Here is a 26,809-nt window from a genome sequence, read left to right as displayed (position 1 = left end):
GAACATACGGCCGTTCCGCCTGTAAAGAGCCGGGCGGCTCTGAGGGTGGTCGGGAAACCTGACTAGACACTCTGGAGTTCGCTTGGGATGAAAGTCGTAATTCTCGCCGGTGGCCTTGGCTCTCGTCTTGCCGAGGAGACCAGTATCCGACCCAAGCCTCTGGTCGAAATCGGCGGCATGCCGATCCTCTGGCACATCATGAGCATCTATGCCCATCACGGGCTCAATGATTTCATCATCTGCGCCGGCTATAAGGGCTATTTGATCAAGGAATATTTCGTAAACCTTGTTCTGCACCACAACGACATCACCGTCGACCTCGCCTCCAACAGCATCAACTACCACGGCGGCACACGACCGAACTGGCGCGTGACCGTGGTCGATACCGGCATGTATTCGATGACCGGCGGCCGCCTCGGGCGCATTCGTGATCATCTGACACCAGGCGAACCCTTCTGCATGACCTATGGCGACGGCGTCGGCGACATCGATATCGCCGCCGAGGTCGCGTTCCATCGCAGCCATGGCCTGAAGGCGACGATGTGCGCGGTAACCCCGCCCGGACGTTACGGCGCCACGAATATCGAGGGACAGTACATCACCTCCTTCATCGAGAAACCGAGAGGCGACGGCCAGCGCATCAACGGCGGCTTCTTCGTGCTCGACCCTTCGGTGGTCGATCTCATCCCTGGCGACGACACGATCTGGGAAGCCGGGCCGCTGGAATGGCTCGCCGCCAACAACCAGCTTGCCGCCTTCAAGCATGACGGTTTCTGGCAGCCGATGGACACGCTGCGCGAGCGCAACCAGCTCGAGGAGCTCTGGAGTTCCGGAAAGGCACCGTGGAAGCTATGGGCCTGACGGACTTCTGGAATGGCAGGCGCGTGTTCCTGACGGGACACACGGGGTTCAAGGGATCCTGGCTGTCGTTGTGGCTGGAAAAGCTCGGTGCGGAAGTGACGGCGGTCTCGCTCGAACCCGAGACCAATCCCTCGCTCTATGGGCGGCTTGCGCCCTGGGCCGGACAGGGCCATCACATTGCCGACATCCGCGAAGCGGCGACGTTCAAGCAGCATTTCATCGATTTCGAGCCTGAAATCGTCATCCACATGGCCGCGCAGGCGCTGGTGCGGCGCTCCTACGAAAATCCGACCGAAACCTTCGCGACCAATGTGATGGGAACGGCAAACGTGCTTGACGCGGTGCGGGAAACGCCCTCGGTCAAGACGGCTCTCGTCGTCACCTCCGACAAGGTCTATGCCAACAACGGCAGCGGCGTTCCCTTCGTCGAGACGGATATGCTGGGCGGCAAGGACCCCTACTCCAACTCCAAGGCCTGCACCGAACTCATCGTCCAGAGCTACCGCGACAGCTTCTTCAAGGGGCGCGATATCAGGCTTGCGACGGTACGTGCCGGCAATGTCATTGGCGGCGGCGACTGGTCGAAAGACCGGTTGATTCCGGACTTCATCCGCGCCTTCGAAAGCAGCCAGCCGATCCTGCTGCGCTATCCCGAAGCGATCCGCCCCTGGCAGCATGTGCTGGAGCCGCTCGGCGGCTATCTCGCCTTCGCCGAGGCCTTGACACTTGCCGGCGAGCAGGAGTTGCCCGAAGCACTCAATTTCGGTCCAGACCCGCAGAGCTTCGCGACGGTCTCCGAACTTGCGGACGCGCTCGGCCTTGCTCATGGCGTGAACGACGTCTGGAAGCCCGCGCCGGGAAAACATCTGCCGGAAGCGCCGGCGCTGACGCTGAGCTCGGCTCTGGCGCTCGATACCATCGGCTGGCGCCCGCGCCTCAGCCTGCAGCAAACAATCGACTGGACTGCCGCCTGGTACAAGGCCAACCGCGAGGGAGCCGACATGCGCGCCTTCTCGCTCGGGCAGATCGCGGCCTATGAGGAAACAGTATCATGACAGCGCATAATTGCCGGTTCTGCAACGCTCCGCTGAAGCATCGTTTCGTCGATCTGGGCTCGACGCCTCTCGCCAATGCCTATCTGACGGAAGAGCAGCTCAAACTGCCCGAGCCATCCTATCCGCTGCGCGCCTTCGTCTGCACGGAATGCTGGCTGGTGCAGGCCGATGCCTTCGTTCCGCCGGAGGATATCTTCAGCCACTACGCCTATTTCTCCTCCTACAGCGACGGCTGGGTGGAGCATGCCCGCCAGTTTACGATCATGGCGCGCAAGCGCTTCGGCCTCGGTGAGGCATCACAGGTGATCGAGGTCGCGAGCAATGACGGCTACCTCCTCAAGCATTTCGTCGAAGCCGGCGTGCCGGTGCTCGGCATCGAGCCGGCCGAGAACGTTGCGGAAGTGGCGCGGCAGATCGGCGTTCCCACGGAAGCGCGCTTCTTCGGCAAGGAAACCGCTGCCGATCTCGTCTCCCGCGGCCTTGCCGCCGACATCGTCATCGGCAACAACGTGCTGGCGCACGTGCCTGACATCAACGATTTCGTCGGCGGGCTTTCGGCCGTGCTGAAGCCGGACGGCGTCGTCAGCGTCGAATTCCCGCATCTGCTGCGGCTGATGGAAAATATCCAGTTCGACACTGTCTACCACGAGCATTTCTACTATCTGTCGTTGCTCGCCGTCGAAAAGGTGTTCGCGGCGCACGGCCTCAAGATCTTCGACGTGGAAGAATTGCCGACCCATGGCGGGAGTCTCCGCGTGCTTGCCTGCCGCGCAACGTCCATGGTTCACGCAATCGGCCATGGCCTTGCCAAGGTGCGCACTGAGGAGGCCGCCGCCGGCTTCGACAGGGTCGAGACCTACGAGGCTTTCCAGAGCCGCGTGGCGCCGATCAAGGATGGGCTGCTCGCCTTCCTCGAACAAGCCAAACGCAGCGGCAAGAAGGTCGCCGCCTATGGCGCTGCCGCCAAGGGCAACACGCTGCTCAATTTCTGCGGCGTCGGCACCGACCTCATCGAATATGTCGTCGACCGCAATCCGCACAAGCAGGGGCATTTCCTGCCGGGCAGCAAGCTGCCGATCTACGCACCGGAGAAGATGGACGAGACGCAGCCGGATTATGTCCTCATCCTGCCCTGGAACATCAAGAACGAGGTCGTTGCGGCCAACAGCAGGATCGGCGCCTGGGGCGGACGCTTCGCCGTTGCCGTGCCGGAACTGACGGTGCTTGGATGAAGTTTCTTCGGACTGAGGTTTCGGGTGCCTTTGTCGTGGAAGTCGACGTACGCTCCGACGACCGGGGAATGTTCGCACGAACCTTCGACGCGCAGACCTTTGCGGCGCAAGGTCTCGTGCCGGCCTACCCACAGTGCAATGTCTCGCAGAACCACAAGCGCGGGACGCTGCGCGGCCTGCACTACCAAGCCCAACCGCGGCCGGAGGTGAAGCTGGTGCGCGCCACGCGCGGCCGGGTCTTCGACGTGGCGCTCGATCTGAGGCCGGATTCGCCGAGCTACCTCAAATGGGCCTCCGTCGAGCTCGATGCCATCAGTCATAACGCCTTCTACATACCTGCCGGATGCGCACACGGCTTCCTGACGCTCGAGGATGATTGCGAACTCCTTTACCAGATGTCGGAAGTCTACGTGCCGGAGCTTGCCCGCGGGGTCCGCTGGGACGATCCCGCCTTTTCCATCGCCTGGCCGTTCACGCCGAGCATCATCAGCGAGCGCGATGCCGCGCTTGAGAGCTTCAGCCAAGAGACACGCCTTTGAGCGGCATCAAACTCAGCATCTGCATCCCGACCTATAACCGCGAAGCCTATCTCAGAAACGCGCTGACTTACTGCGAGAACGACTACAAGTTCGACTTTCCTTTCGAAATCGTCATCTGCGACAATGCCTCTACGGACCGCACGCAGCAGGTGGTCGAGGAATTTATCGGCCGCGGGGTGCCGATCCGCTACTACAAGCGTGAAACCAATGCCGGCGCCGCAGCAAACGTCACGAGCGCTCTGCGCCTCGGCAAGGGCGAATACCTCATCTATGTTGCCGACGATGACATCCTGATCGCCGATGCGGTGGCCGACACCATCAGATATCTCGACAACAATCAGGAGGTGACCTGCGCCCATGCGCCGTGGTTCTTCTACGACGAAGTCGCCAAAACCGACATCAGGAAGTTCTACAATGTCGAAGAGGACCGAAAGTTTCCGCAGGGAAGTTTCGGCGACGTCTTCCAGTATATCTGCGAAGGCCACATCTTTCCGGAAATCGCGATCTATCGCTCATCAGCCCTGCGGTCGGCCTGGATTCCAAGAGAATTCTGCTTCTATCCGTTCCCGTTTCTTGCGCATTTCCTCGATCAGGGCGCGGTCACCTTCCTGCAGCGGCCGTTCTACCGCTCCATCGTCAATTCGGCGATCGCCCGCGACCGCCCGCAAGAAGGCACCAACGACGTCATGACGAGCTGGGATCGCTATCGCGGCGGGCTTGAATATTTTCTCTATACGGGGGCCAGGCGCGGGGCGCTGAACCTCACGCCCGAGACGCATCTCAAATATGAGGAGATGTGCAAGATCTTCACGCTCAATCGCATGGCAGTCGCCTTCCGCTTCTGGGCGGAGCGCAAGAACTTCATCAAGGCCTATGAGCTCTACACCCGCATCATGTGGGGCGGGATGTTCGACCACCCGGAAATCCGCAATTTCCGCGAAAGGCTGCCCCTGATGGTCGCCATACAGACGCTGGTGAGTGAAGTGAATTCGGCAATCGGCATCAATACGCTGCTTCTCGGCGGTTTCCCGGAAATCACCGCACTCGAAGGCCTGATGCGCGAACTCGGCCTCAGCGAAAAGGTGAAGGTGACGGTGAAACTGAGCGACAGTCCGCTGGAAAACACCGCCGTCTTCATCAGCGCCGACAGCGACCGGGAGTATTTCGTAGCCCTCGGCTACCTGCCCAATCTCGTGTTCCACCAGCACGATGTCGCCCGGCACATCATCATGTGAGCCTCGCGCCAGCTTCAAAAACTAGCGTCGTGGCGGGCGCCTGCGTCTTGATTTCAATTCAACAGAAATTAGCGGCATGACAAACAGGATCTTCTACACCAAGCCTTCGATCACCCAGCTCGAAACGGATTATGCGGCCGATGCCGCCGCCACCGGCTGGGGCGCGCGCTGCTACGACTATCTCAACCGCTTCGAACGCGACTTCAAAACCTATCTCGGCAGCGGCTTTGCGATCGCGACCTCGAGCTGCACCGGCGCCATGCACATGGGCTTGGCGGCGCTCGGCATCGGAGAAGGCGACGAAGTGATCCTCGCCGATACGAACTGGGTCGCCACCGTCTCGCCGATCGTCCATCTCGGCGCAAGACCCGTTTTTGTCGATGTGCGCGCCGACACGTGGTGCATTGATCCCGAGGAGGTCGAGCGCCATATCACGCCGAAGACCAAGGCCATTATCGCCACGCATCTCTACGGCAATCTCTGCGACATGGACGCGCTGCTGGAAATCGGCAAGAGGACGGGCATTCCGGTGATCGAAGACGCGGCTGAAGCGGTCGGCTCCGTCTGGCACGGCCGCCGCGCCGGCTCGATGGGCGCCTTCGGCACCTTCTCCTTCCATGGCACCAAGACGCTGACGACAGGCGAAGGCGGCATGTTCGTCACCAATGACGCCGCCCTTTACGAAAAGGTGCTGACGCTCAGCAACCACGGCCGGGCTCGCGGACAGACGAAGCAGTTCTGGCCGGATGCGATCGGCTTCAAATATAAGATGTCCAACATCCAGGCGGCCATCGGCTGCGCCCAACTCGAGCGCATCGAGGAACTCGTCAACCGCAAACGCGAAATTCTGGCCTCCTACATGATCCGGCTTTCGGCCCTGCCCGGCGTCACGATGAACCCGGAATACACCGGCACGATCAACGGCGCTTGGATGCCGACCGCCGTCTTCCATCCGTCGACGGGCATTACCCGCGAGATAATGCAGCAGACCTTCGAGACCGCCAATATCGACGCGCGCGTCTTCTTCTATCCCCTCTCCAGCCTCTCCATGTTCGAAGATCGGCCCGAGAACGTGAACGCCTGGAGCATCCCGGGCCGGGCGATCAACCTGCCGAGCTATCACGACATGAGCGAAACCGATATCGACCGGGTAGCGGCAACGCTGCTCGATATGGCGGCCGGGCGGATCTACCACAACAGCACGGCATTGCGGCAGTCGGTCTAAGACAGCCCTACAGCGAAGGACACAGAACAGTCATGACCACGAAGGACGATCGTCTCGAATTCGAAGCCCACAAGCGGGAAATGTCGCTTGCACTCGGCAAGGACGAGGCAAGTTTCCAACAATCGCTGAACACGCTGATCGGGCTCGACAAGTTCGATTATTTTTATCTCTGGTCATGGATGGGCGTGCCGATCATCCAGCTTCCGGTCGATATCCTGGCGACCCAGGAAGTCATCTGGGCGACCAAGCCCGATGTCATCATCGAAACCGGCATTGCGCGCGGCGGCTCGCTGATCTTCATGGCGTCGATCCTCGCCGCCATGGGCAACGACAAGGCCAAGGTTGTCGGCGTCGACATCGACATCCGCGCCCATAATCGCGAGTCGATCGAATCCCATCCGATGGCGAACCGGATCAAGATGATCCAGGGCGGTTCCGTCGACGACGACGTGCTCGCCGCCGTGAAAGCCGAGATCCCGCCGGGCGCCCGCGTGATGGTGGTGCTCGACAGCGACCATTCCTACGAGCATGTTCTGGCGGAATGCCGAGCCTACGGCCCGCTGGTGACGGAAGGCTGCTACCTCGTCGTCGCCGACACGCTCATCGGCCACCTGACCGAGGAACAGGCCTTCACAAAGCGCTCCAAGGTCTGGCTGCGCGGCAACGAGCCGCTGAAGGCGGTCACCGATTATCTGGCGGAAACCGACCGCTTCGAAGTCGATCCGGTTCTGAACGGCAAGCTCGTGCTGTCTTCCTCGCCGGGCGGCTACTGCATCTGCCGCAAGGCGTGAGCGGAACCAGGGATAGTCGTTCATGGCGCAGGTCGATATCGTCAGCCTCAAGGATAATCGGGATCCGGCCAGGCGGCTCCGACTTCCGATCAGGGACGATAGCGGCAGGCATGTGGGCGACCTGCAATGCATCGACAGGTCGATGCTTGCCGATCCCGGCCTGATCGACGATCTGACGACGTGGCGCAACCAGTCGATGCCGTTTTTCCTCACCCAGTTTAGCGCCACCGAGGAACGCACACGGCGGTGGCTCGAAACCATATCGCTGCCCGCCGCCGACCGAATCCTATTCGTCATTTGCGATCCAGGCGGTAACCGGTTCGGCAATTTCGGCATCTGTAACATCCGGCCCGGCTCGGCCGAATTCGACAACGTCATCCGCGGCCGGGCGAGCGATACCCGCAACCTGATGTTCCATTGCGGCATGGCACTGCTGGAGTGGATGTTTTCCGGGCTTGGGGTCGAAACCGCCGAGCTGCATGTCTTCTCCCACAATGAAAAAGCGATCGGCCTTTACACACGGCTGGGCTTTGCGGTGGCCGAAAACCTGCCGCTGCGGCGCACCGAGGAAGAAGGCGTGGTCAAATATTCGATCGTCGATCCATCGGAAGCAAATGCCGGCTTCGACTATCTGAGAATGGAGCTTCCGATCGAACGTTTCCGGCAGGCGCATCCATCGGCTTTGCTGACCGCCTGAAGCCCCTCACCGCACCGGCTGATAGTGGCCGCGGAGCGGAACTTTGCCACCCGTGGTAACGAAGCCGTTGCGTTCGCAGACATACATCAGCGTCGGCATGCCGCCGGAGCGGAAGATCTCGTCATAACGACGGCGAACCTGGACGGTTTCGGTGCGGCAATTGTAGGATTCCTCTTCCTTCTTGTCCGGCTGCGCCTTGACGCCGGGAAGACCCTTATAAGGATAGAGGGGCTGAATGCCCGAATCGACGGATTTCGTCCAGTCGACGGCAAGGGCGGATGCCGGTGCGAGGCCAGGCACGGCAACGAGCGATATCAGAAGCGTCATCAACAGCCGCATGGGAGCTCTCCTGCGGGCAACACACCGCTCTCCCGATGTAGGGAAAGCGACGACCGTCATCAAGCCGTCGCAGCGGGGGACTTCCTGAAATAACTTCTGATGACGGGATGGCCGAAGAGACCGGCGAGGATCGCAAAACCGGCGCCGACGACGAAACCGGCGAGAAAACCGCCGATGACGCCGGCAACCAATAAAATCGTCTTTCCGGGACCGTCGGCCTTGACCGGCGGCTCGGCCGGCGAGATGACGCGAATGTTACTCTGGTTGAGGTTCTGCTCCTCGCTCGTCTGGCTGGAGCGTTTCAGCACCGACTCGTAAATGTCGCGCGCCGCAGTCGCCTTGCGCTGCAATTCGTTCAATTCCACCTGCTTGTCCGATGAACTGGCATGCAGCGCCTTCTGCACGGAAAGCTCCTTGGCGATGCTGTCCTCGGCGGCCTTGGCCTGCTCGTATTCGCCCCTTGCAGAGGTGGCGAGACGCTGCAATTCGCCCTTGATTTCGACCGATATGCTCTGCAGCGACGAGCGGGCTGCCTGCAGGCGCGGATGACGCGTGCCCATCTGGCTTTCGAGGCTACCGACGGCGGCGGCCTGGGTGGCATATTGCTGACGCAGGCTGACGAGAGGCGAAGTGACGCCGCCCTCCATCTGGTTGCCGGCGACGATGTCCTCGACGCGGAGATTGGCGACGGCATCGGCGCGCGCCTTCGCCTGGATGGTCTTTTCCTGCGCCGTCACCAGCAGCGTGTTCAGCGAGACGAGCCGCTGATCGGAGATCAGATTGCCTTCGGTCGCGGCCATGTCGTTGTCGGCGCGGAAGGTTTCGACGGCCTGCTCGGCCTCGAGCACTTTTTGGCGCAGGTCGTCGAGGCGTCCGTCAAGCGTCGAGGAGGTGTTTTCATAAATGCCGTTCGAGGCGCTGTTCTCTTCCTCGGTGAAGGAGGTGACGACCTGATTGGCAAGCCTTGCGGATTTTTCGGGATCGTTGGTGGTGGCGGCAAGCGAGACGACATAGGTGCTGGCCTCACGGGTGATGACCAGCGCCTTCTGCAGAGTGCCGATCACGGCGGCGCCATCCGTGCGGCCGCCGGTGAATTCGGGGTCCTGATCGAGCTTCATGGCTTCGGCGACGCGGCGCAGCACATTGCCCGAGGTCAGGATCTGCACCTGGCTATCGATCAGCGTCGAGATCATTTCCGGCGAGGGACCCGACGATTGCGCGCCCGCATCGGCAAGGCCGATCTGGCGCGGATCGAAATAGAGGCTGCTGACGGCGGTGAATTTCTGGGCGATGAGCGGCGCCACCGCCCCGCCGGCGAGGGCTCCGAGAAGCGCCAGGCCGAACACGATGAGCCGCCGGCTCCAGATCGCGGCGATACTCGAGCGGAGGTCGAGAAGCGGTGCGGCAGGCGCGGGCTCTGGATTCGGCGGCGCGTCCACGACCGGCGGTCTCGGCGGAGGAGGCGGTGCCGGACGCTCATATTGGCGGGTTTCCGCAATGTTTGGCGGCGGCACGAAGGGGGGCGGTGCGGGTTCGGGCGATGGCCGGATGAAATCATCCGGGCGGATGACAGGACTGCGCATGCGCACGCCTTCCGGCGCAGTCTGAGTTGGCTCAAAACTGCGCCAGCCAGGGAGCCGGCTTACCCTGTTCCTGTCATACTGGTTCATACGCGCACTCGTGTCCCGCCCAGCGTGAAAGACTGAAGCCGAGGTGCCGATACTTTAGAAATTCTTAGCTAACGGACCGTTAAAATAAGCTCAGCGACGCCGATGTTGCGATTTGCCGCGATAGCGAGGATGGCCATGAAGACGACACGACATCTGACAGCGCTGCTGCTTGCAGCCGCTCTGATCCCGTCGCCGGCCCTTGCGGCTGGTGCGCCCTGCTACCGCGGCGTCAATCTGTCCGGCGGCGAATATGGCGAGCGCGGCGGCATCTACGGCACCAACTACACCTATCCGGGCGAAGATACGATTGGCTATTTCGCCGAAAAAGGCATGACGATCATCCGGCTGCCCTTCCGCTGGGAGCGGCTGCAGCCGGCGCTCGGCGGACGGCTCGACGAGGATGAGCTCAAGCGGATCAAAGATACGATCGGCCTGATCCGCAAACACGGCATGGCGGTTCTGCTCGACCCGCATAATTTCGGCTATTACGACAAGACCCAGGTCGGCACGGCGCCGGCGACGGATGCCGCCTTCGGGGATTTCTGGGCAAGACTCGCCGTCGAATTCGCCAATCAGGACGGCGTTCTCTTCGGCCTCATGAACGAACCGCACGACATCAAGGCGACGGACTGGCTGGATGCCGCCAATGCCGCGATCCGCAGCATCCGCGCCGTCGGCGCCCGCAACCTCATCCTGGTGCCGGGCACCGCATGGAGCGGCGCGGGCAGCTGGGAAAAGGACGTGATCGGCGGTGCCAACGGCACGGTGATGCTCGGTGTGCGAGACCCGCTCGACTTCTACGCTTATGAGGTTCACCAGTATCTCGACGCCGATTCATCCGGCACCCATCCGACCTGCGAAGGTGCGAGGGCCGCGGTCGCGGCGATCACCGGCGTTACCGCCTGGCTGAAGAAGAACCACAAGCGCGGCTTTCTCGGCGAATTCGGCGCCTCCGCCGACAAGGACTGCATGAGCGGGTTGACCGAAATCTACGCCACCATGTCTGATAATAGCGACGTCTGGCTCGGCTGGTCCTATTGGGCGGCCGGCGATTGGTGGCCGGCGAACGAGCCGTTCAACGTCCAGCCGCGCAAGGGTCCTGAGCGGCCGCAGATGCGGCTTCTTGCCGAGGTGGCAAAAGCGGGTGCCGTCACTTGCTCCGCCGTCAAGCCTGCAGGGAAATGAGCATGGCGGTCGTCGATCACAGGACAGCAACATTCGTAGCCGGCAACCGGCTCGATGCCGCCCGCGAGGCATCGCGCACCGATTATACGGTGCTCTGGCTCGGCCTGCTCTCTGTGCTCTATAACGGCATTCTCGCCTTCATCAACCACAATATCATGCCGCTTTCGATGACGCATGTCGCCGCCAGCGAAGGCCTGATCATGGCGAGCGCCATCATCTATATCCTGCACAAGGGGATCTACGAGACCGACCTTCCGGCCTTCCTGTTCCTGCTGTTCACGCTGATCGTGACCATCTATGTCAGCGTGCTCAACCGCATGCTGTTCATCGATCACTTCCGCAACGTGCTGATCATCTTCTGCTTTACCGGGCTCGGCAGCTGGAGCAACGAGAAAACGATGAAGCTCGCCTTTCGCTGGGCAAGCCTTGCCGTGATGATCTTCCTGATCTTCGAGATCGTCAGCGTGCCGTTCTACGTCAGCATCGTCCACCCGTCCGATTATTTCGCCAATACGCGCGGACTGCTGCCGCTGAGCTACAACACGACGGGCCTCTTCCAGAACGCGCTCGGCTTTCCGGAGCGCTTCTCCTTCGGCATCATCGACCACCGTTCCTCGTCGATCTTCCTCGAGCAGGTGTCGCTTGCCAATTTCTGCGGCGTCATCGCCGTCTACCTGATTTCGATGTGGGAAAAGCTCAGCCGCTGGGACCGGTTGCTGATGATCGGCACGGCCGTGCTGATCCTGGTGACAAACGACACGCGCACGATGCTGATTTTCTGCTTTGCCTGCATCGTCGGCTATTTTGTCTTTCCGAAGATCCCGAAGAATTTCAATCTGGCGCTGATGCCGCTGATCGTCGCCGCGGGCTTTCTCGTCTACGTCCTGAAACCCAATGCGACGGGCGACAATTTCACCGGCCGCATCAACCTGACGATGAAGAAGATCATGGAGCTTGATCCGCTCGCCGTCCTTGGGCTTTCGGTCGACCGGGTCGCCGAATTCGCCGACAGCGGCTACGTCTACCTGATCTACGCGGCGACAATCTTCGGCGTCATCGCCTTATGGCTGTTCGTCTGCCTCTTTCCGGCCGGGCGCACGGCAGCGCAGCGGCGCTGCGCCCATTCACTTTCTCTTTTCATTTTTCTGAATATGATGATCGGGGGCACCGCGGTCTTCTCGATGAAGATCGCCGGTCTCCTGTGGTTTGTCGTCGGATATATGCGCTTCCACGACAGCCCGCGCATCCGGCAGGGTCGTCCGGCAGATGTATTGAGTTGACCGCAGCGGCGCGGCTGAGACCGACGCCCGAGGGAGCAAGATGCTTGTCCAGCTTCAGTATCTGCGCGCCATCGCGGCGCTGATGGTCGTCTATTTCCACGCGGTATTGCAGCTTGCCAAGGTCAATCCCGCAGTCGATGCCACCGCCTTCGTCTATGGCGAAACCGGCGTCGACATCTTCTTCGTCTTGAGCGGCTTCGTGATGTGGCTGACGACGAGCGGACGCGCGATGAGCCCGATCGATTTCGCCCGCCGGCGCATCAAGAGGATCGTGCCGCTCTACTGGCTGGCGACGCTGTTTTCGGCGACTGTGGCGCTGGTCGCTCCATCATTGCTGAAATCGACGGTGTTCGACCTGCCGCATCTCATCGCCTCGCTGTTCTTCCTGCCGTGGAGCAATCCTGCCGATCCCAGCACGATCACGCCGGTAGTCGTTCCGGGCTGGACGCTGAATTACGAAATGTTCTTCTACTTCGTCTTCGCGCTGTTATTGCCGCTACAGGAAGTGCGGCGCATCCCGGCGATGTTTGCCGTCTTTGCCGTCATCCTGATCGCTTGCCGGCTGCTGCCGGAAACGACTGTGACCCGGTTCTACCGCGAGCCGATCATGCTGGAATTTCTCGCCGGTGTCGTGCTCGGCTGGCTCTACGGGCAGAAGGTGCTTCTGCCGAACCGCTGGGCTTGGGCGGCCCTTGCCATCGGCTTTGCGTTTCTCTTCATCAACGAGGCGCTGATGCCACCGGAAAGCCGGTTCTATGCCTGGGGAATCCCGGCGATCTTCATCGTCTACGGCGCGATCTCCATCGATTTTTCCAGGCTGCCGCTGATCGGATGGCTGAACTATCTCGGCGACTGCTCCTACAGCATCTATATCACCCACGCCTTCACGCTCGCTTTTCTCAGGGTCGCCGCCGACCGCCTGCCGATCGGCATCCTGCAGCAGCCGGTACTCTTCGTGATCCTCTCGCTGGTGCTCTCGTCGATCGGCGGCGCGATCATCCATGAGATCACCACGCCGCGCCGCCGGAAGGTTGCTGTGGCGACCCGGCCGCCGGCCTAACTTCAGCAACGAAGGCGAGAATACGCATCCAAGCGGCGCTGACGGTACAGTTTTTTGCGCAACTTCTCCTAAGCTTCAGACTGAGCAATGAGAGAACTTGCACAAACGTGATGGTTTCTCTTGCAATTTGTCGCATGAATGAAAGTGCGCTGGCCTGTTCGCGGCCCGAGCTTTGATCTAAGCACAGCGGCGGCCTTGGAGAGGGAAGAGGGAAAGACATGACAAATTACGTATTGACGGTATCCTGCAAGTCGACGCGCGGCATCGTGGCGGCGATTTCGAGCTATCTGGCCGAAAAGGGCTGCAACATCGTCGACAGTTCGCAGTTCGACGATCTCGATACCGGCAGGTTCTTCACCCGGGTGAGCTTCATCTCCGAGGAAGGCGTGCCGCTTGCCGAACTGAAGGACGGCTTCGAACCGATCTGCAAGCGCTTCGCCATGGATGCCGAGATCCATGACGGCAATGCCCGTATGAAGGTGCTGTTGATGGTGTCGCGCTTCGGCCATTGTCTGAACGACCTGCTCTACCGCTGGAAGATCGGCGCCCTGCCGATCGACATCGTCGGCGTCGTCTCCAACCATTTCGATTACCAGAAGGTCGTGGTCAACCACGACATCCCCTTCCACCACATCAAGGTGACGAAGGAGAACAAGCTGCAGGCCGAAGGCCAGATCATGGAGATCGTCGAGCAGACCGGCACCGAGCTGATCGTGCTGGCGCGTTACATGCAGGTGCTTTCGGATGCGATGTGCCAGAAAATGTCCGGGAAGATCATCAATATCCACCATTCCTTCCTGCCGAGCTTCAAGGGCGCCAACCCTTACAAGCAAGCCTATCAACGCGGCGTGAAGCTGATTGGCGCGACGGCGCATTATGTCACCGCCGATCTCGACGAAGGACCGATCATCGAGCAGGACACGGCGCGCATCACCCATGCGCAGTCGCCCGACGACTATGTATCGATCGGCCGCGACGTCGAAAGCCAGGTGCTGGCGCGCGCCATCCACGCGCATATCCATCACCGCACCTTCCTGAACGGCAACCGCACCGTGGTCTTCCCGGCAAGCCCCGGTGGTTACGCCTCCGAACGCATGGGCTGAGCGCAGCCCTGCATCTCTTTTGCTGGCAAACGACAATCCCCGTTGCCTGCCAGCGGCAAGTACTTGATTATCGCCTTCAATAGGTAATCGAATCATGCTGCGGGAGGGGTGTCATGACCGACGAGGCGCTTGTTGATCGCATGGCGCTGCCGCGCCCCGACGTCACCGCCACCGACGCGGAAGAGATCCTCCTTGCTCATTACAGCCTCTCCGGCACGCTTGTCGAACTCGGCAGCCAGCAGGATCGGAACTATCGCGTCGATAGCAATCGTGGCCGCTACGTCCTGAAGATCTGCCATGCAGCCTACGAGACCCGCGAGCTCGAAGCACAGAATGCGGCGATCCATCACCTCAAAAGCAGGCAAGGTGCGCCGCGCGTTCCGAAGGTGATCACCACCAATGACGGGCGGGAGATCGTCGTCCTTACCGTGCGCGGGCAGGGTTATCAGGTCCGGCTGCTGGAATATCTGGAAGGCCTGGGGCTGACGGAGCTGACCTATCTGGCGCCGGCTTCCGTTGCAGCCCTCGGCGCGCTCTGCGCCAGGCTGGCGCAGGCGCTTGCCGATTTCGACCATCCCGGTCTCGACCGCAGCCTGCAATGGGACCTCAGACGGGCAGGTCCCGTTGCCGTGCAGCTGCTTTCGGCCATCACCGACAGTGCGGCGCGCGACCGGATCGCCAAGACCATGGTGATGGCCGTTCGCCGCATCCAGCCGTTGGCGCCATCGCTTCGGCTGCAGGCCGTGCACCACGACGTCACCGGCGACAATGTCGTCGGCCACCGTGACGCCCGTGGCCATATCATCCCCGACGGGGTGATCGATTTCGGCGACATCATCCGCGGCTGGCTGGTCGGCGACCTCGCCGTCACCTGCGCTTCGCTGCTGCATCAGGCGGATGGCGACCCTTTTCATATCCTGCCCGCCGTCACCGCCTATCAGGCGATCTATCCGCTGAGCGACGAGGAACTGAAGGCGCTCTGGCCGTTGATCGTCGCACGCGCGGTCATTCTCGTCGCCAGCGGCGAGCAGCAGATTTCGGTCGATCCCGACAATGACTATGTCCGCGACAATCTCGACCGCGAGCGGACGATCTTCGATACGGCGATGTCGATTCCCTTCGAACTCATGGAAGCCGCGATCCTCAAGGCAGCCGGTGCAGATGTCGCCGCGCCGGAAACATCGGGATGGCTGCCGTTGCTGCCCGACATCGATCCCGCCGGGATCGCCTATGTCGATCTTGGGGTGCAAAGTCCGCATTTTTCCGCCGGCAACTGGCTGAATACCGACATGGACTGGCGGCTGCTTGCCCGCATGGCAACCGAAAACGGTACGGCAGCGACGCGCTACGGCGAATATCGGCTTTCCCGCGCGGGAACTGCGAAGGGACAGGCGACCTGCGCCCTGCATGTCGACATATGCCTTGCCGCAGGCAGCGCCATTGCCGCGCCCTTTGCCGGCCGCATCGGCTGGAAGGACCAGCATCTGACGCTCGCCGGCGACAACATGACCCTGCATCTCGATGGGCTCGACCTCTCGGTCGAGGATGGAGCCGAGATTGCCGCCGGCGATTCGCTCGGCACGGTTTTCGGAGAAGCGTCGTCGCTCGGCGGGCTGCGCGTCCAGCTTTGCAGCGTCGCCGGTCTCGAACCGCCGCTCTTTGCCTCACCGCGCGCGGCGGCGGCCTGGTCGGTGCTCTGCCCTTCGCCTTCGTTGCTTCTCAGCCCGCAAGCGGATGCGCCGCAACCTGAAACCGCCGCGCTTTTCGCCAGGCGGCGGGCGCATCTCGCAAGGCCGCAGAAGAATTATTATGCGGCACCGCCGCAAATCGAGCGCGGCTGGAAGGAGCATTTGTTCGATGTCGAGGGCCACGCCTATCTCGACATGGTCAACAACGTCACCATCCTTGGCCATGGCCATCCCAAGTTCGCGGCGGCGATCGGCGCGCAATGGCTGCGGCTCAACACGAATTCGCGCTTCCACTATGCGGCGATCACGGAATTTTCCGAACGCCTCGCCGCCCTGTCGCCGGATGGGCTCGACGCGGTCTTTCTGGTCAACAGCGGCTCGGAGGCGAACGATCTGGCGCTTCGGCTCGCGCAAGCCCATAGCGGCGCGCGCAACATGCTCTGCCTGCTCGAAGCCTATCATGGCTGGTCGGCGGCGAGCGATGCCGTCTCCACCTCGATCGCCGACAATCCGCAGGCACCGACCACCCGGCCGGACTGGGTGCATGCCGTCGTTTCACCGAATACCTATCGCGGCGCATTCCGTGGTCCCGATACCGCGGCAGGCTATCTCAGCGCGGTAACGCCGGTGCTGGAGGCGATCGACGCCGGCGGCAACGGCCTTGCGGGCTTCATCTGCGAATCGGTCTACGGCAATGCCGGCGGCATTCCGCTGCCGGACGGCTATCTCAGGGAAATCTATGCGCAGGTGCGCGCCCGCGGCGGCCTCTGCATCGCCGATGAGGTGCAGGTCGGTTATTCCAGGCTCGGACATTATTTCTGGGGCTTCGAACAGCAAGGGGTCGTGCCCGATATCATCACTATCGCCAAGGGCATGGGCAACGGCCATCCGCTCGGCGCCGTCATCACCACGCGGGAGATCGCGCAATCGCTGGAGAAGGAGGGAACTTTCTTTTCCTCCACCGGTGGCAGCCCGGTCAGTTGCATCGCCGGCATGACGGTGCTCGACATCATGGCCGAGGAAAAGCTGCTGGAAAATGCCCGGACGGTCGGCGATCATCTGAAGGCGCGGCTTGCCGCGCTGATCGACCGCCATCCGATTGCAGGCGCGGTGCACGGCATGGGCCTCTATCTCGGCCTCGAATTCGTCCGCGACAGAACGACGCTGGAGCCGGCGACGGAAGAGACGGCTGCAATCTGCGACCGGCTTTTCGAACTCGGCGTCATCATGCAGCCGACCGGCGATCACCAAAATGTGCTGAAGATCAAACCACCGCTCTGCCTCAGCATCGACAGCGCCGATTTCTTCGCGGACATGCTGGAGAAGGTGCTCGAAGAAGGCTGGTGACACAGGGCTTCCAGCATTAACCAAATCGGTCATTTCGAGGCATGTCGATTTTTAATGAAACGGCCATTGCCTGATACAGCAAGGCTTCCTATGTCTGCCGCTGTGATCGATCGAACCTCCGATTCTGTCATGCGAATTTAACGAAGAGCTGATATGTTTCTTTCTGTAAGTTCGGGCTGTGACGGAATGAATTTTTTCGAATCGTCGATATTTTGACACGTTTCGGAATATGTTTCTGACAGGCTGTCGGGTAATCTCTACCAAGTTAGTGGATTATCGAAGACAACCTTCACCGGCCCCGGGCTCTACCGGGACCCCTCAAGTGCAACGCCAACACAAGGAACGAGCATGATAGACATCGATATTCTCGCTGATCTCCTTGGGCGATCTGTGCTTGGCAATGACCGTCCGGGCGCCCTCTCCCGCCCGAACTGTCGAATGTGACGTTCGTCCTCCTTTCAACGGTACCAGACAAGTCAATTCGCCATGGCTGCGCATGTTGTGCGGCAGGAGTTCTATCTATGAAGAAGCAAGTTATCGAATATGCAGGCGTTCCCGTCGGGATCGTCATTCCCGATGAAGACCGGCTGAAGTTCATCGCCGTAAAATTTCATGTCCACGACCTCGACGAGCAGCGTTTCGGCTCGCCGGACGAGGTGCGGCTGGCCATCCATGACCTGATGACCCGCCGTCATCCGAAGCCGCTTCATGCCTGAGGGCATGAGGCGGCGATTAGAATTGACGGCTTTTCCCGATGCCCGACCGGTCCCGCCAAAGGGGGCCGGTCTTGTTTTTTGAGGGCATTACAGCGCCGCGCGTCTTTATCAGACGCGCAAGTGACGCTGTAACACTTTGAATTGCTGCATAATTTTATCCTTAAATCGATTCCGATTTCAGGAATTATGCAGTACAGTCCTACCGGCCGCCTTTCCGTGATAAGGATCCGCCCTTGCCCGATCTTCTCAACCTCATCACCGACATCGAAGGCGTTTCCGTCGGCCATGCAACCGACCTTGCGCTCGGTTCCGGCGTCACGGTCATCGTCTTCGACGAACCGGCCGTCGCATCCGGCACGGTGCTCGGCGGTGCGCCCGGCGGGCGCGACACCGGCCTGCTCGATCCGTCGATGACCGTCAATGCCGTGGATGCCTTCGTGCTCTCCGGCGGCTCGGCTTTCGGGCTGGATGCCGCCGGCGGCGTGCAGGCGGGCCTGCGCGAGCTCGGCCGCGGCTTTGCCGTCGGGTCGGTGCGCATTCCGATCGTGCCGCAGGCGATCCTGATGGACCTGCTGAACGGCGGCGACAAGGATTGGGGCCTTCACTCGCCCTATCGCGACATGGGTTACACGGCATTGAAGGCTGCGGCCAAGGGCACATTCGCGCTCGGCACGACAGGTGCCGGGACGGGAGCGACGACGGCCACCGTCAAGGGCGGGCTCGGCTCGGCCAGCGCCGTCAGCAGCGCCGGACATCGCGTCGCGGCGATCGTCGCCGTCAATGCGCTCGGCTCGGCAACGATCGGCGACGGGCCGCATTTCTGGGCGGCACCCTTTGAAAAAGACGCGGAATTCGGCGGGCTCGGCATGCCTGATGTCGCCGACCACCGGATGCGGCTCAAGGGGATGAACACGCCGGCAACGACGATCGGCGCAGTGGTGACCGATGCGCAGCTGACGAAGGCCGAGGCGCACCGGCTTTCGCTCGCCGGCCATGACGGCCTTGGCAGGGCACTGCTGCCGGCGCACCTGCCGCTCGACGGCGATACCGTCTTTGCCGCTTCGACGGCCCGGCATCGAAGAGACGACATGGCAAGCCTGATGGAGCTGTGCCACCTTGCGACCCTCGTCATGGCGCGGGCGATCGCCCGTGGCGTCTACGCGGCAACCGCCCTTCCGGTCGAGGGCGCACAAAAGGCCTGGCGCGACCGCTATGCGAGCAGCGGCTGATTGAATAGGGTCAGACCCTCTACAGATCTAATATGCCGAATGGCGGAGAGACGTGAATGCAGATCCGGGCGCTGATGTATTTCGACGAGCTGGTCAGGACCAATTCGATGCGCCAGGCGGCCGAGAACCTCAATGTCGCGCCGACGGCGATCAGCCGGCAGATCGAGAACCTCGAATATCATTTTGGCGCGCCGCTCGTCGAACGCAGCGCCCGTGGCGTCAAGCTGACGGCCGCCGGCGAGCTGCTTGCCGCCCGCGCCGGCCGGACGCTGCGCGAGCTCGATCACGTGCAGCAGCTGATCGAAGACTTGAAGGGCCTGCAGCGCGGCCGTGTCAGCATCTATGCCGATGGGGCGACCGTCGCCAATCTGCTGGCGCCGGCGCTTGCCGAATTCAGCCTGAAATATCCGAAGCTTCGTTTTACCGTGACGATCACCAGCGCGCGGCAGGCGGTCGATGCCGTCAACAGCGCCGAGGCGGATATTGCGGTGACGCTGTTTGCGCCACCGATGTCCGGCACCAAGGTGCGGCTGCGCTCCGAGATCGCCTATGATCTCATCGCCACGCCGCAGCATCCGGCCGCCGCGCATGCCGAGATCCCGCTGAGGATGCTTGCCGACTATGCATTGGCGCTGCCGGATCAATCCTTCGGCTTTCGCCAGGCCTTCGACGCACTGTTCGAGAAGGAAGGGTTGAGCCTCGATCCGGTCTTCGTCACCAGCTCGCTCGAAATGCTGAAGGAACTCGTGCTCAGCGGAGCTGCGGTCACGCTGCTGCCGGCGCTGACCGTCGGCCGCGAGACCGAAGCGGGTCAGCTCCTTGCCATTCCACTGGCCGGCAAGACCGGCATCCGCACCCATGTCGATCTCTGCGTCGCGCCGGACCGTCAGCTATCCTTCGCCGCGACGAAACTGCTCGACTTCATCGAGAGGTTCATGCGCGAACGCACGAACCGCCGGGGCGAGACGAAAGACTGACGCTTCAGGCTTGCATTGCCCGCGGATTTGCGGTGTAGCTTTTTCGGCTACACTGAGCACACAAAATCGTCATTGTGTGTGCACCGGCATAGTGCCACTCTCCTCGCAAAAGGTCTTCGTCATCGACGCGCGGCCAGATAAGGGAACATGATGATCAAGCTTTCGTTTTCGCCTTCAGCGCGTTTGGCCCGGCGGCTTTCGCTCGGTGCCGCGCTTTCGGCCGGCCTGGTGATGACGGCGATGACGCCGGCCGAGGCGGCGAAGACCACGCTCAATCTCGGCATGAGCGTCGAGCCGACTGGCCTCGATCCGACGATCGCGGCACCGGTCGCGATCGGCCAGGTGACCTGGCAGAATGTGTTCGAGGGCTTGGTGACGATCGACCAGGCCGGCAAGATCCAGCCGCAGCTGGCAAAAAGCTGGGAGATCTCTGCCGATGGCCTGACCTATACGTTCAAGCTGCAGACCGGCGTCAAATTCCATGACGGCGAGGTCTTCGATGCCACTGCCGCCAAGTTTTCGCTCGACCGCGCCCGCGGCGCGGATTCGGTCAATCCACAGAAGCGCTTTTTCGCCTCGATCGCCTCGATCGATACGCCCGATGCCGAAACGCTGGTGCTGCATCTCTCGGCCCCGACCGGCAGCCTGATCTACTGGCTCGGCTGGCCCGCCTCGGTGATGGTCGCACCGAAGACGGCTGCCGACGGCAAGACGACGCCAGTGGGCACCGGCCCGTTCAAATTCGCCAGCTGGGCGAAGGGCGACAAGGTCGAGCTCGCCAGGAATGCCGATTACTGGAACAAGGATGCGGCCGCCAAGCTCGACAAGGTGACCTTCCGCTTCATCGCCGATCCGCAGGCGCAGGCGGCTGCGCTGAAATCCGGCGATCTCGACGCCTTTCCGGAATTTGCCGCGCCTGAGCTGATGAGTTCCTTCGACGGCGATGCAAGGCTCGTCACCAGGATCGGCAATACCGAACTCAAGGTCGTTGCCGGCATGAACACTGCCAAGAAGCCATTCGACGACAAACGCGTCCGCCAGGCGCTGATGATGGCAATCGACCGCAAGACGGTAATCGACGGCGCATGGTCCGGCCTCGGCACACCGATCGGCAGCCACTACACGCCGAACGATCCGGGCTATCAGGACATGACAGGCGTGCTGCCCTACGACGTCGAGAAGGCGAAGGCGTTGCTTGCCGAAGCCGGCTACCCCAACGGTTTCACCTTCACGATCAAATCGCCGCAGATGACCTATGCGCCGCGCAGCGCCCAGGTGATGCAGGCGATGTTTGCCGAGATCGGCGTGACGATGAATATCGAGCCGACCGAATTTCCGGCGAAGTGGGTCCAGGACGTCATGAAGGACCGCAACTTCGACATGACGATCGTTGCCCATGCCGAACCGCTCGACATCGACATCTATGCCCGCGATCCCTATTATTTCAATTACAAGAACCCTGCTTTCAACGCGCTGATGAAGAAGGTCCAGGAGACGGCCGATCCTGCCGCGCAGAATGCGATCTATGGCGAAGCGCAGAAGATCCTCGCCGAGGACGTGCCGGCGCTCTACCTCTTCGTCATGCCGAAACTCGGCGTCTGGGACAAGCAGCTGAGGGGCCTGTGGGAAAACGAGCCGATCCCTTCCAACGTGCTGTCTGGTGTTTCCTGGGACGGGTGAGGGTGGCGGACCGGGGCAGGACGCGATGAGGTGATGGCCTTGGAGAAATCCGACATGCATTTGGCCGATATGACGCACAGCCCTCTCCCTTCTTCGGTTCAGCTCGGGCCGACATTGTTTGGTTTCGCTGGCGGATGGCATTCCTGGTGCGGGCGCCTGAGTCATGAATAGCTCCTTCCGCCCGCCCCACCCTCCGTCATGCTCGGCCTTGAGCCGAGCATCCACACCGCATCCATCAACAGCAGTGGCATGGATCCCAGGCTCAAGGCCTGGGATGACGGAGAGTGGAGTTGGCGTTCTAGCTAAACTCGCCGCAAGAACAGCGAGCGGACGTATCATATGATCCCACTCCTCGCCCGTCGCTTCGCCGGTCTCATCGTCACGCTCATCGTCGTCTCGCTGCTGATCTTCGCCGTCATGGACCTTCTGCCCGGCGATCCCGCCTCGATCATGCTCGGCACCTCGGCAACGCCGGAAACCCTTGCAGCGCTGCGCCACAGTCTCGGCCTCGACCAGCCGCTGCTGCTGCGCTACGGGCAATGGTTGACCGGCGTGTTCTCCGGCGATCTCGGCAATTCGCTCACCTATGGCGTACCGGTCGCGGGGTTGATCGTCGAGCGGCTGGCGGTAACGCTGCCGCTGGCGCTGATGGCGATCGTGCTTTCGGTGGCGATTGCCCTGCCGCTCGGCGTGCTGGCCGCCTCGCGTCGCGGCGGTGTCTTCGACGTCATCGCGACGCTGTTTTCGCAGATCAGCATCGCCGTGCCCGCCTTCTGGGTGGCGCTGCTGTTGATCATCCTGTTTTCGACGATGCTCGGGCTGATGCCGGCCGGCGGCTTCCCGGGCTGGAGCGCCGGTCTCACGCCCGCATTGCAGGCGCTGGTCATGCCCGCGGTCGCGCTGGCGATGCCGCAGGCGGGCGTGTTGACGCGGGTGGCGCGCTCGGCGGTGCTTGACACGATGCATGAGGATTTTGCCCGAACCGCGGTCGCCAAGGGGCTGTCACGCGGTGCGGTGCTGTGGCGCCATATCGTGCCGAATGCGCTGATCCCGATCCTGACGATGATCGGGTTGCAGTTCACCTTTCTCGTCGCCGGCGCGGTGCTCGTGGAAAACGTGTTCAACCTGCCTGGCCTCGGGCGGCTCGCCCTACAGGCGCTCTCCCAGCGCGACATCATCGTGATGCAGGATGTCGTGCTGTTCTTCGCAGGCCTCGTCATCGTGATGAATTTCATCGTCGATCTCTCCTATCTGGCGATCGATCCCAGGATGAGAAAGGCGGCCTGAAACATGGTACCAATCGCATCCACCGCCATCACCAGCCACCGTCGGGTCTTTAGACTTAGCCGACGAATGAACCTGATTTTAGGGGCTGTCATTATTGGCCTGCTGGTCGCCGTGGCACTGCTGTCGCTCGTCTGGACGCCGCTGCCGCCGGCGAAAATGCAGATCATTCACAAATTGCAGCCGCCGCTTGGCTTCGGCCTGCTCGGCACGGACCAGTTCGGCCGCGATGTGCTTTCGATGCTGATGGCGGGCTGCTGGAATTCGCTGTCGATCGCTATCACAGCGGTTACGATCGGCGGGACGCTCGGCTCGATCGCAGGCATTTCGGCAGCGGCAATCCGCGGTCCTTTCGAGGCGCTGCTGATGCGCATCTGCGACGTCATCTTCGCATTGCCGCCGATCCTGTCGGCCATGGTGCTCGGCGCCTTTCTGGGGCCAGGGCGGTTCACTGCGATCACCGCGATCGCCGTCTTCATGATCCCGGTCTTTGCCCGGGTGACGCTTGCCACCTCGCTGCAGGCCTGGAGCCGCGACTATGTGACGGCGGCGCGCGCGATCGGCAATACGCGCCTGACCATTTCGCTGCGCCATGTGCTGCCGAATATCATCAGCCAGATCATCGTGCATGGCGCGATCCAGCTGGGGCTGGCGATCCTCACCGAAGCCGGTCTCAGCTTCCTCGGGCTCGGCATGGCGCCGCCGGCGCCGACCTGGGGCCGGATGCTTGCCGATGCGCAAACTTATCTGGCGCTCGCCCCCTGGCTGGCGATCCTGCCCGGCCTTGCCATCGCGCTCACCGTCTTCGGCTTCAACATGCTCGGCGACGGTTTGCGCGATCTGCTCGACCCGCGCGAGGCGAGCCGCTGATGTCCTCCCAAGACGAAAAGCCCGAAAGACCATGCCATGACCGAAACCGACCTTACCATTCGCGAACTCAGGCAGCACTTCGCCGATAAAAGCCTCTCCGCCCTCGAATACTGGCTCGCTCTCGAAGACCATATCGCCGCCTGGGAGCCTTCGATTTCGGCACTCTACCTCTACGATCCGGAATCGGCGCGCGCCCAGGCGAAAGCATCGACGGAGCGCTGGGCGAAGGGAGAAACGCTAGGCCCCCTCGACGGCATCCCGGTGACGCTGAAGGAATTGATCGCCACGAGGGGCCAGCCGGTGCCATCAGGCACAAGGGCGGTGGAACTCAAACCCGCGGACGCCGATGCGCCTGCCGCCGCCCGGCTGCGGGAAGACGGCGCGGTGATCTTCGCCAAAACCACCTGCCCCGATTACGGCATGCTGTCCTCCGGCCTTTCGAGCTTTCATCCTCTCAGCCGCAATCCCTGGGACATCACGCAGAATCCCGGCGGATCGAGTGCCGGGGCTTCCGCAGCGGCAGCGGCCGGTTACGGACCGCTGCATATCGGCACCGATATTGGCGGTTCGGTGCGCCTTCCCGCCGGCTGGACCGGCATCTTCGGCTTCAAACCGAGCCATGGGCGCATTCCGGCCGATCCCTATTATGTCGGGCGCTGCGTCGGGCCGATGGCGCGCACGGTCGAGGACGCGGCCTTTTCAATGGCGACGCTGTCACGGCCGGACTGGCGCGATGGCACAAGCTTGCCGCCGAATGATTTCAACTGGATGGATCTCGACATCGACCTGTCGGGCATGAAGATCGGGCTGATGCTCGATGCCGGCTGCGGGCTTGCGGTGGAGGACGAGATCAGGGCCGCGGTCGAAACGGCGGCGAAACAGTTCGAGGCGGCCGGCGCGACCATTCTATCGGTCCAGCCGGTGCTGACACGCGCGATGCTGGATGGGCTCGACAATTTCTGGCGGTCCCGGCTGTGGGGCGATATCGCCGATCTCGACGATAACAGGCGCGACAGCATCCTGCCCTATATCAGGGATTGGGCGAAGGGCGGCGCCGACATCCGCGGCGTCGATGCGGTCAGAGGCTTCAACCAGACGATCGAGATGCGCAAGAGCTGCGGACGGCTGTTCACCGAGGTCGACGCCCTGCTTTCGCCGACCAATCCGATCATCTCCTATCCGGCCGAATGGGCATCTCCGACCAATGATCCGGCCCTGCCGTTCGAACATATCGGTTTCACGGTGCCGTGGAACATGTCGGAGCAGCCGGCCGCCTCGATCAATTGCGGTTTCTCCCGATCGGGCATGCCGATCGGGTTGCAGATCGTCGGGCCGCGCTTCGACGACATGCGGGTGCTGAGACTGTCGAAAGCCTTCGAGGACTGGACCGGCGGAGTGAGATCCTGGCCGCAGCCTCCGATCGGCTGATCAGCTGATCGGGCGGCGATAGCCGGTCGGTTGCTCGTAGAGCCAGCCGATGCGCTCGACCGCGGCCGCGAAATTCTCGCGCGCCACCGTCATGCTCTGGCCGTTGGCATGGAGGATGGTTTCCGGATTTTCGAAGACGGCGACATGACCCTTCCAGAATACCAGGTCGCCACGGCGGATTTCGGATCGGTCGATCGGCTGGCCGAGGCCTGCCGCCTGCATATCGGTATCGCGTGGCGCAGCTCTGCCCGTCATCAACATCGCCAGCTGGACGAGGCCGGAGCAATCGATGCCGAGGCCGGAACGTCCGCCCCAGAGATAGGGCGTTTCCAGGAAACGGGCGACGATCTCCACGTAATCGGCGCCATCGAGCACGCCGATCGGCTGGACATGCTTGGCGAAGATCGCCGTTCCGTCCTCGAGCACGACATAGCGATTGCCGCGCGCTTCCGCCTCACCGGCGACATGAACGCGGCTTCCCATCGACAGGATCGCCTGGTGGGGCTTGCGCAGTTCCGGTTCCGGATAGAGGAAGGTGCGCTGGACGGTGATGATATGGTTCGGCGCCGGCCGGCCTTCCGAGAGCGCGTCCGCCGCGACATAACCGACATAGCCGTCCGAGGCGGCTTTCACCCAGCACCAGCCGCCGGCGCGATCGAAAACCGTCACGTCCTCGCCGAGAAGCAGTTCCGTATCGATGCCGCGGGCAAGGTTCGGTTCGGGACGCAACGCCACGACCGGGACGGCGACGCGAGCCGGGGCGCCTTGCGTAAAACGCGACGCCTCGACCTTGCCTTCGAGCCCCGCTTCCGCGAGATCAGACCTATAGGCATGCAGGCGGCGGTCGAGCATCGTCATTCGCATTCCTTTCAGATCGGCAACCGGCGGGCCTGATCTCGGATGAGATCGCCGAGCTTTTCCAGATAAAGCGCACCGCCGACAGTGCGCTTGATGATCACATTGCGCCGGTCGGCATCGTCGCGCACACGATCGACCAGGCCCATCTCGCCCATTGTATCCAAGGCACGGGTAATGACCGGCTTGGTGACCTCAAGCGTGGCGGCAAGCCCGCGCACGGTGTGCGGCGGCGGCACCAGATAAATATGCAGCAGGATCGCCATTTGGCGCAACGTCAAATCGCGGTCGTCGTGGCGGACCTGATCGAGCGCCACGCCATGCCAGAGCCCCAGCGCCTGCGAGGCGGTCAGTTCGATCGGCACGGCCCCTCCGGAAGATCGTTACGCTAACGTTCCATTTTCCGGCAGTTGCCACGCACATGCAAGGGGCGGCAGAAATTGCCGCCCGGCAAGGTGAATAA

Annotated in this window: 24 protein-coding genes; 20 read left to right on the top strand and 4 right to left on the bottom strand. The window is 62.0% G+C overall.

All coding sequences use genetic code 11. The features are described from left to right. Positions 1-87: 87 nt before the first annotated feature. From rfbF to V8P77_RS20375, 8 genes are all read left to right on the top strand, one after another. Entirely contained in the window at positions 88-861 is a 774-nt protein-coding gene (gene rfbF / locus V8P77_RS20410) for a glucose-1-phosphate cytidylyltransferase (protein WP_335913993.1), read from the top strand. Next, on the top strand, positions 852-1,916 hold the full coding sequence (gene rfbG, locus V8P77_RS20405; protein WP_335914050.1) for a CDP-glucose 4,6-dehydratase: 1,065 nt from the start codon (positions 852-854) through the stop codon (positions 1,914-1,916). Before rfbF ends, rfbG begins: the two co-directional genes overlap by 10 nt. Then, positions 1,913-3,148: a methyltransferase domain-containing protein gene (locus tag V8P77_RS20400; protein ID WP_335913992.1), complete on the top strand. Its 1,236-nt coding sequence runs from the start codon at positions 1,913-1,915 to the stop codon at positions 3,146-3,148. The genes rfbG and V8P77_RS20400 overlap by 4 nt, the downstream gene beginning before the upstream one ends. Next, positions 3,145-3,687, top strand: a complete 543-nt coding sequence (gene rfbC / locus V8P77_RS20395; RefSeq protein ID WP_335913991.1) for a dTDP-4-dehydrorhamnose 3,5-epimerase — start codon at positions 3,145-3,147, stop codon at positions 3,685-3,687. The genes V8P77_RS20400 and rfbC overlap by 4 nt, the downstream gene beginning before the upstream one ends. Continuing rightward, complete coding sequence (locus tag V8P77_RS20390; protein WP_335913990.1) at positions 3,684-4,922, top strand: glycosyltransferase family A protein; 1,239 nt, start codon at positions 3,684-3,686, stop codon at positions 4,920-4,922. The genes rfbC and V8P77_RS20390 overlap by 4 nt, the downstream gene beginning before the upstream one ends. A gap of 76 nt (positions 4,923-4,998) precedes the next feature. Then, complete coding sequence (locus tag V8P77_RS20385; RefSeq protein WP_335913989.1) at positions 4,999-6,147, top strand: DegT/DnrJ/EryC1/StrS family aminotransferase; 1,149 nt, start codon at positions 4,999-5,001, stop codon at positions 6,145-6,147. Positions 6,148-6,179: 32 nt separating this feature from the next. Then, entirely contained in the window at positions 6,180-6,938 is a 759-nt protein-coding gene (locus V8P77_RS20380; RefSeq protein WP_335913988.1) for a cephalosporin hydroxylase family protein, read from the top strand. A 22-nt stretch (positions 6,939-6,960) separates the two neighbouring features. After that, complete coding sequence (locus V8P77_RS20375) at positions 6,961-7,635, top strand: GNAT family N-acetyltransferase (protein WP_335913987.1); 675 nt, start codon at positions 6,961-6,963, stop codon at positions 7,633-7,635. Positions 7,636-7,641: 6 nt separating this feature from the next. Here the strand turns inward: V8P77_RS20375 and V8P77_RS20370 are convergent, their stop codons facing one another. Further along, positions 7,642-7,974, bottom strand: coding sequence for a hypothetical protein (locus V8P77_RS20370; protein WP_027669191.1), 333 nt, complete (start codon positions 7,972-7,974; stop codon positions 7,642-7,644). Between the two features lie 59 nt (positions 7,975-8,033). After that, the gene (locus V8P77_RS20365) at positions 8,034-9,644 is read right to left on the bottom strand and encodes a GumC family protein (protein WP_335913986.1); all 1,611 of its coding nucleotides are present in this window, start codon (positions 9,642-9,644) and stop codon (positions 8,034-8,036) included. 135 nt (positions 9,645-9,779) lie between these two features. On the opposite strand from V8P77_RS20365, the gene V8P77_RS20360 reads away from it, so the two are divergent. The 12 genes from V8P77_RS20360 (at position 9,780) to V8P77_RS20305 (ending at position 25,491) form a co-directional block, all read left to right on the top strand. Continuing rightward, the gene (locus tag V8P77_RS20360) at positions 9,780-10,829 is read left to right on the top strand and encodes a glycoside hydrolase family 5 protein (protein ID WP_335913985.1); all 1,050 of its coding nucleotides are present in this window, start codon (positions 9,780-9,782) and stop codon (positions 10,827-10,829) included. A gap of 2 nt (positions 10,830-10,831) precedes the next feature. Continuing rightward, the gene (locus tag V8P77_RS20355) at positions 10,832-12,109 is read left to right on the top strand and encodes a hypothetical protein (protein WP_335913984.1); all 1,278 of its coding nucleotides are present in this window, start codon (positions 10,832-10,834) and stop codon (positions 12,107-12,109) included. A gap of 40 nt (positions 12,110-12,149) precedes the next feature. After that, a complete protein-coding gene (locus V8P77_RS20350) occupies positions 12,150-13,169 on the top strand; it encodes an acyltransferase family protein (protein WP_335913983.1) in 1,020 nt (339 codons plus the stop codon). Positions 13,170-13,387: 218 nt separating this feature from the next. Then, entirely contained in the window at positions 13,388-14,272 is an 885-nt protein-coding gene (purU, locus tag V8P77_RS20345; RefSeq protein WP_335913982.1) for a formyltetrahydrofolate deformylase, read from the top strand. 113 nt (positions 14,273-14,385) lie between these two features. Next, entirely contained in the window at positions 14,386-17,307 is a 2,922-nt protein-coding gene (locus V8P77_RS20340; RefSeq protein WP_335913981.1) for an aminotransferase, read from the top strand. A gap of 521 nt (positions 17,308-17,828) precedes the next feature. Continuing rightward, a complete protein-coding gene (locus V8P77_RS20335; protein WP_003544544.1) occupies positions 17,829-18,023 on the top strand; it encodes a hypothetical protein in 195 nt (64 codons plus the stop codon). Between the two features lie 233 nt (positions 18,024-18,256). Further along, positions 18,257-19,252: a P1 family peptidase gene (locus V8P77_RS20330; protein WP_335913980.1), complete on the top strand. Its 996-nt coding sequence runs from the start codon at positions 18,257-18,259 to the stop codon at positions 19,250-19,252. Between the two features lie 56 nt (positions 19,253-19,308). Then, positions 19,309-20,229: a LysR family transcriptional regulator gene (locus V8P77_RS20325; protein WP_335913979.1), complete on the top strand. Its 921-nt coding sequence runs from the start codon at positions 19,309-19,311 to the stop codon at positions 20,227-20,229. Positions 20,230-20,379: 150 nt separating this feature from the next. After that, positions 20,380-21,909, top strand: a complete 1,530-nt coding sequence (locus tag V8P77_RS20320) for an ABC transporter substrate-binding protein (protein ID WP_335913978.1) — start codon at positions 20,380-20,382, stop codon at positions 21,907-21,909. Between the two features lie 339 nt (positions 21,910-22,248). After that, positions 22,249-23,196 carry an ABC transporter permease gene (locus V8P77_RS20315; RefSeq protein WP_335913977.1) on the top strand — a complete coding sequence of 316 codons (948 nt, stop codon included), beginning with the start codon at positions 22,249-22,251 and terminating at the stop codon, positions 23,194-23,196. Between the two features lie 3 nt (positions 23,197-23,199). Next, entirely contained in the window at positions 23,200-24,063 is an 864-nt protein-coding gene (locus V8P77_RS20310; RefSeq protein ID WP_335913976.1) for an ABC transporter permease, read from the top strand. Between the two features lie 36 nt (positions 24,064-24,099). Then, positions 24,100-25,491 carry an amidase gene (locus V8P77_RS20305; protein ID WP_335913975.1) on the top strand — a complete coding sequence of 464 codons (1,392 nt, stop codon included), beginning with the start codon at positions 24,100-24,102 and terminating at the stop codon, positions 25,489-25,491. Here the strand turns inward: V8P77_RS20305 and V8P77_RS20300 are convergent, their stop codons facing one another. Together V8P77_RS20300 and V8P77_RS20295 are read right to left on the bottom strand one after the other, a co-directional pair. Next, positions 25,492-26,349: a C40 family peptidase gene (locus V8P77_RS20300; RefSeq protein ID WP_335913974.1), complete on the bottom strand. Its 858-nt coding sequence runs from the start codon at positions 26,347-26,349 to the stop codon at positions 25,492-25,494. It abuts the gene before it with no gap. 11 nt (positions 26,350-26,360) lie between these two features. Continuing rightward, positions 26,361-26,711 carry a MarR family transcriptional regulator gene (locus V8P77_RS20295; protein WP_027669177.1) on the bottom strand — a complete coding sequence of 117 codons (351 nt, stop codon included), beginning with the start codon at positions 26,709-26,711 and terminating at the stop codon, positions 26,361-26,363. Positions 26,712-26,809: the final 98 nt, after the last annotated feature.

The sequence above is a fragment of the Rhizobium aouanii genome, assembly GCF_037002925.1.
Lineage (GTDB): Bacteria > Pseudomonadota > Alphaproteobacteria > Rhizobiales > Rhizobiaceae > Rhizobium > Rhizobium aouanii.
Note: the sequence above shows the minus strand (reverse complement) of the source record. Positions and strands in the feature narration are given on the sequence as shown.

Excerpts from the sequence above, each read along its gene's own strand:
- rfbF (WP_335913993.1), top strand. The coding sequence starts at position 88 with ATGAAAGTCGTAATTCTCGCCGGTGGCCTTGGCTCTCGTCTTGCCGAG.
- rfbG (WP_335914050.1), top strand. The coding sequence starts at position 852 with ATGGGCCTGACGGACTTCTGGAATGGCAGGCGCGTGTTCCTGACGGGA.
- V8P77_RS20400 (WP_335913992.1), top strand. The coding sequence starts at position 1,913 with ATGACAGCGCATAATTGCCGGTTCTGCAACGCTCCGCTGAAGCATCGT.
- rfbC (WP_335913991.1), top strand. The coding sequence starts at position 3,145 with ATGAAGTTTCTTCGGACTGAGGTTTCGGGTGCCTTTGTCGTGGAAGTC.
- V8P77_RS20385 (WP_335913989.1), top strand. The coding sequence starts at position 4,999 with ATGACAAACAGGATCTTCTACACCAAGCCTTCGATCACCCAGCTCGAA.
- V8P77_RS20380 (WP_335913988.1), top strand. The coding sequence starts at position 6,180 with ATGACCACGAAGGACGATCGTCTCGAATTCGAAGCCCACAAGCGGGAA.
- V8P77_RS20375 (WP_335913987.1), top strand. The coding sequence starts at position 6,961 with ATGGCGCAGGTCGATATCGTCAGCCTCAAGGATAATCGGGATCCGGCC.
- V8P77_RS20370 (WP_027669191.1), bottom strand. The coding sequence starts at position 7,974 with ATGCGGCTGTTGATGACGCTTCTGATATCGCTCGTTGCCGTGCCTGGC.
- V8P77_RS20365 (WP_335913986.1), bottom strand. The coding sequence starts at position 9,644 with ATGAACCAGTATGACAGGAACAGGGTAAGCCGGCTCCCTGGCTGGCGC.
- V8P77_RS20360 (WP_335913985.1), top strand. The coding sequence starts at position 9,780 with ATGAAGACGACACGACATCTGACAGCGCTGCTGCTTGCAGCCGCTCTG.
- V8P77_RS20355 (WP_335913984.1), top strand. The coding sequence starts at position 10,832 with ATGGCGGTCGTCGATCACAGGACAGCAACATTCGTAGCCGGCAACCGG.
- V8P77_RS20350 (WP_335913983.1), top strand. The coding sequence starts at position 12,150 with ATGCTTGTCCAGCTTCAGTATCTGCGCGCCATCGCGGCGCTGATGGTC.
- purU (WP_335913982.1), top strand. The coding sequence starts at position 13,388 with ATGACAAATTACGTATTGACGGTATCCTGCAAGTCGACGCGCGGCATC.
- V8P77_RS20340 (WP_335913981.1), top strand. The coding sequence starts at position 14,386 with ATGACCGACGAGGCGCTTGTTGATCGCATGGCGCTGCCGCGCCCCGAC.
- V8P77_RS20335 (WP_003544544.1), top strand. The coding sequence starts at position 17,829 with ATGAAGAAGCAAGTTATCGAATATGCAGGCGTTCCCGTCGGGATCGTC.
- V8P77_RS20325 (WP_335913979.1), top strand. The coding sequence starts at position 19,309 with ATGCAGATCCGGGCGCTGATGTATTTCGACGAGCTGGTCAGGACCAAT.
- V8P77_RS20320 (WP_335913978.1), top strand. The coding sequence starts at position 20,380 with ATGATCAAGCTTTCGTTTTCGCCTTCAGCGCGTTTGGCCCGGCGGCTT.
- V8P77_RS20315 (WP_335913977.1), top strand. The coding sequence starts at position 22,249 with ATGATCCCACTCCTCGCCCGTCGCTTCGCCGGTCTCATCGTCACGCTC.
- V8P77_RS20310 (WP_335913976.1), top strand. The coding sequence starts at position 23,200 with ATGGTACCAATCGCATCCACCGCCATCACCAGCCACCGTCGGGTCTTT.
- V8P77_RS20305 (WP_335913975.1), top strand. The coding sequence starts at position 24,100 with ATGACCGAAACCGACCTTACCATTCGCGAACTCAGGCAGCACTTCGCC.
- V8P77_RS20300 (WP_335913974.1), bottom strand. The coding sequence starts at position 26,349 with ATGACGATGCTCGACCGCCGCCTGCATGCCTATAGGTCTGATCTCGCG.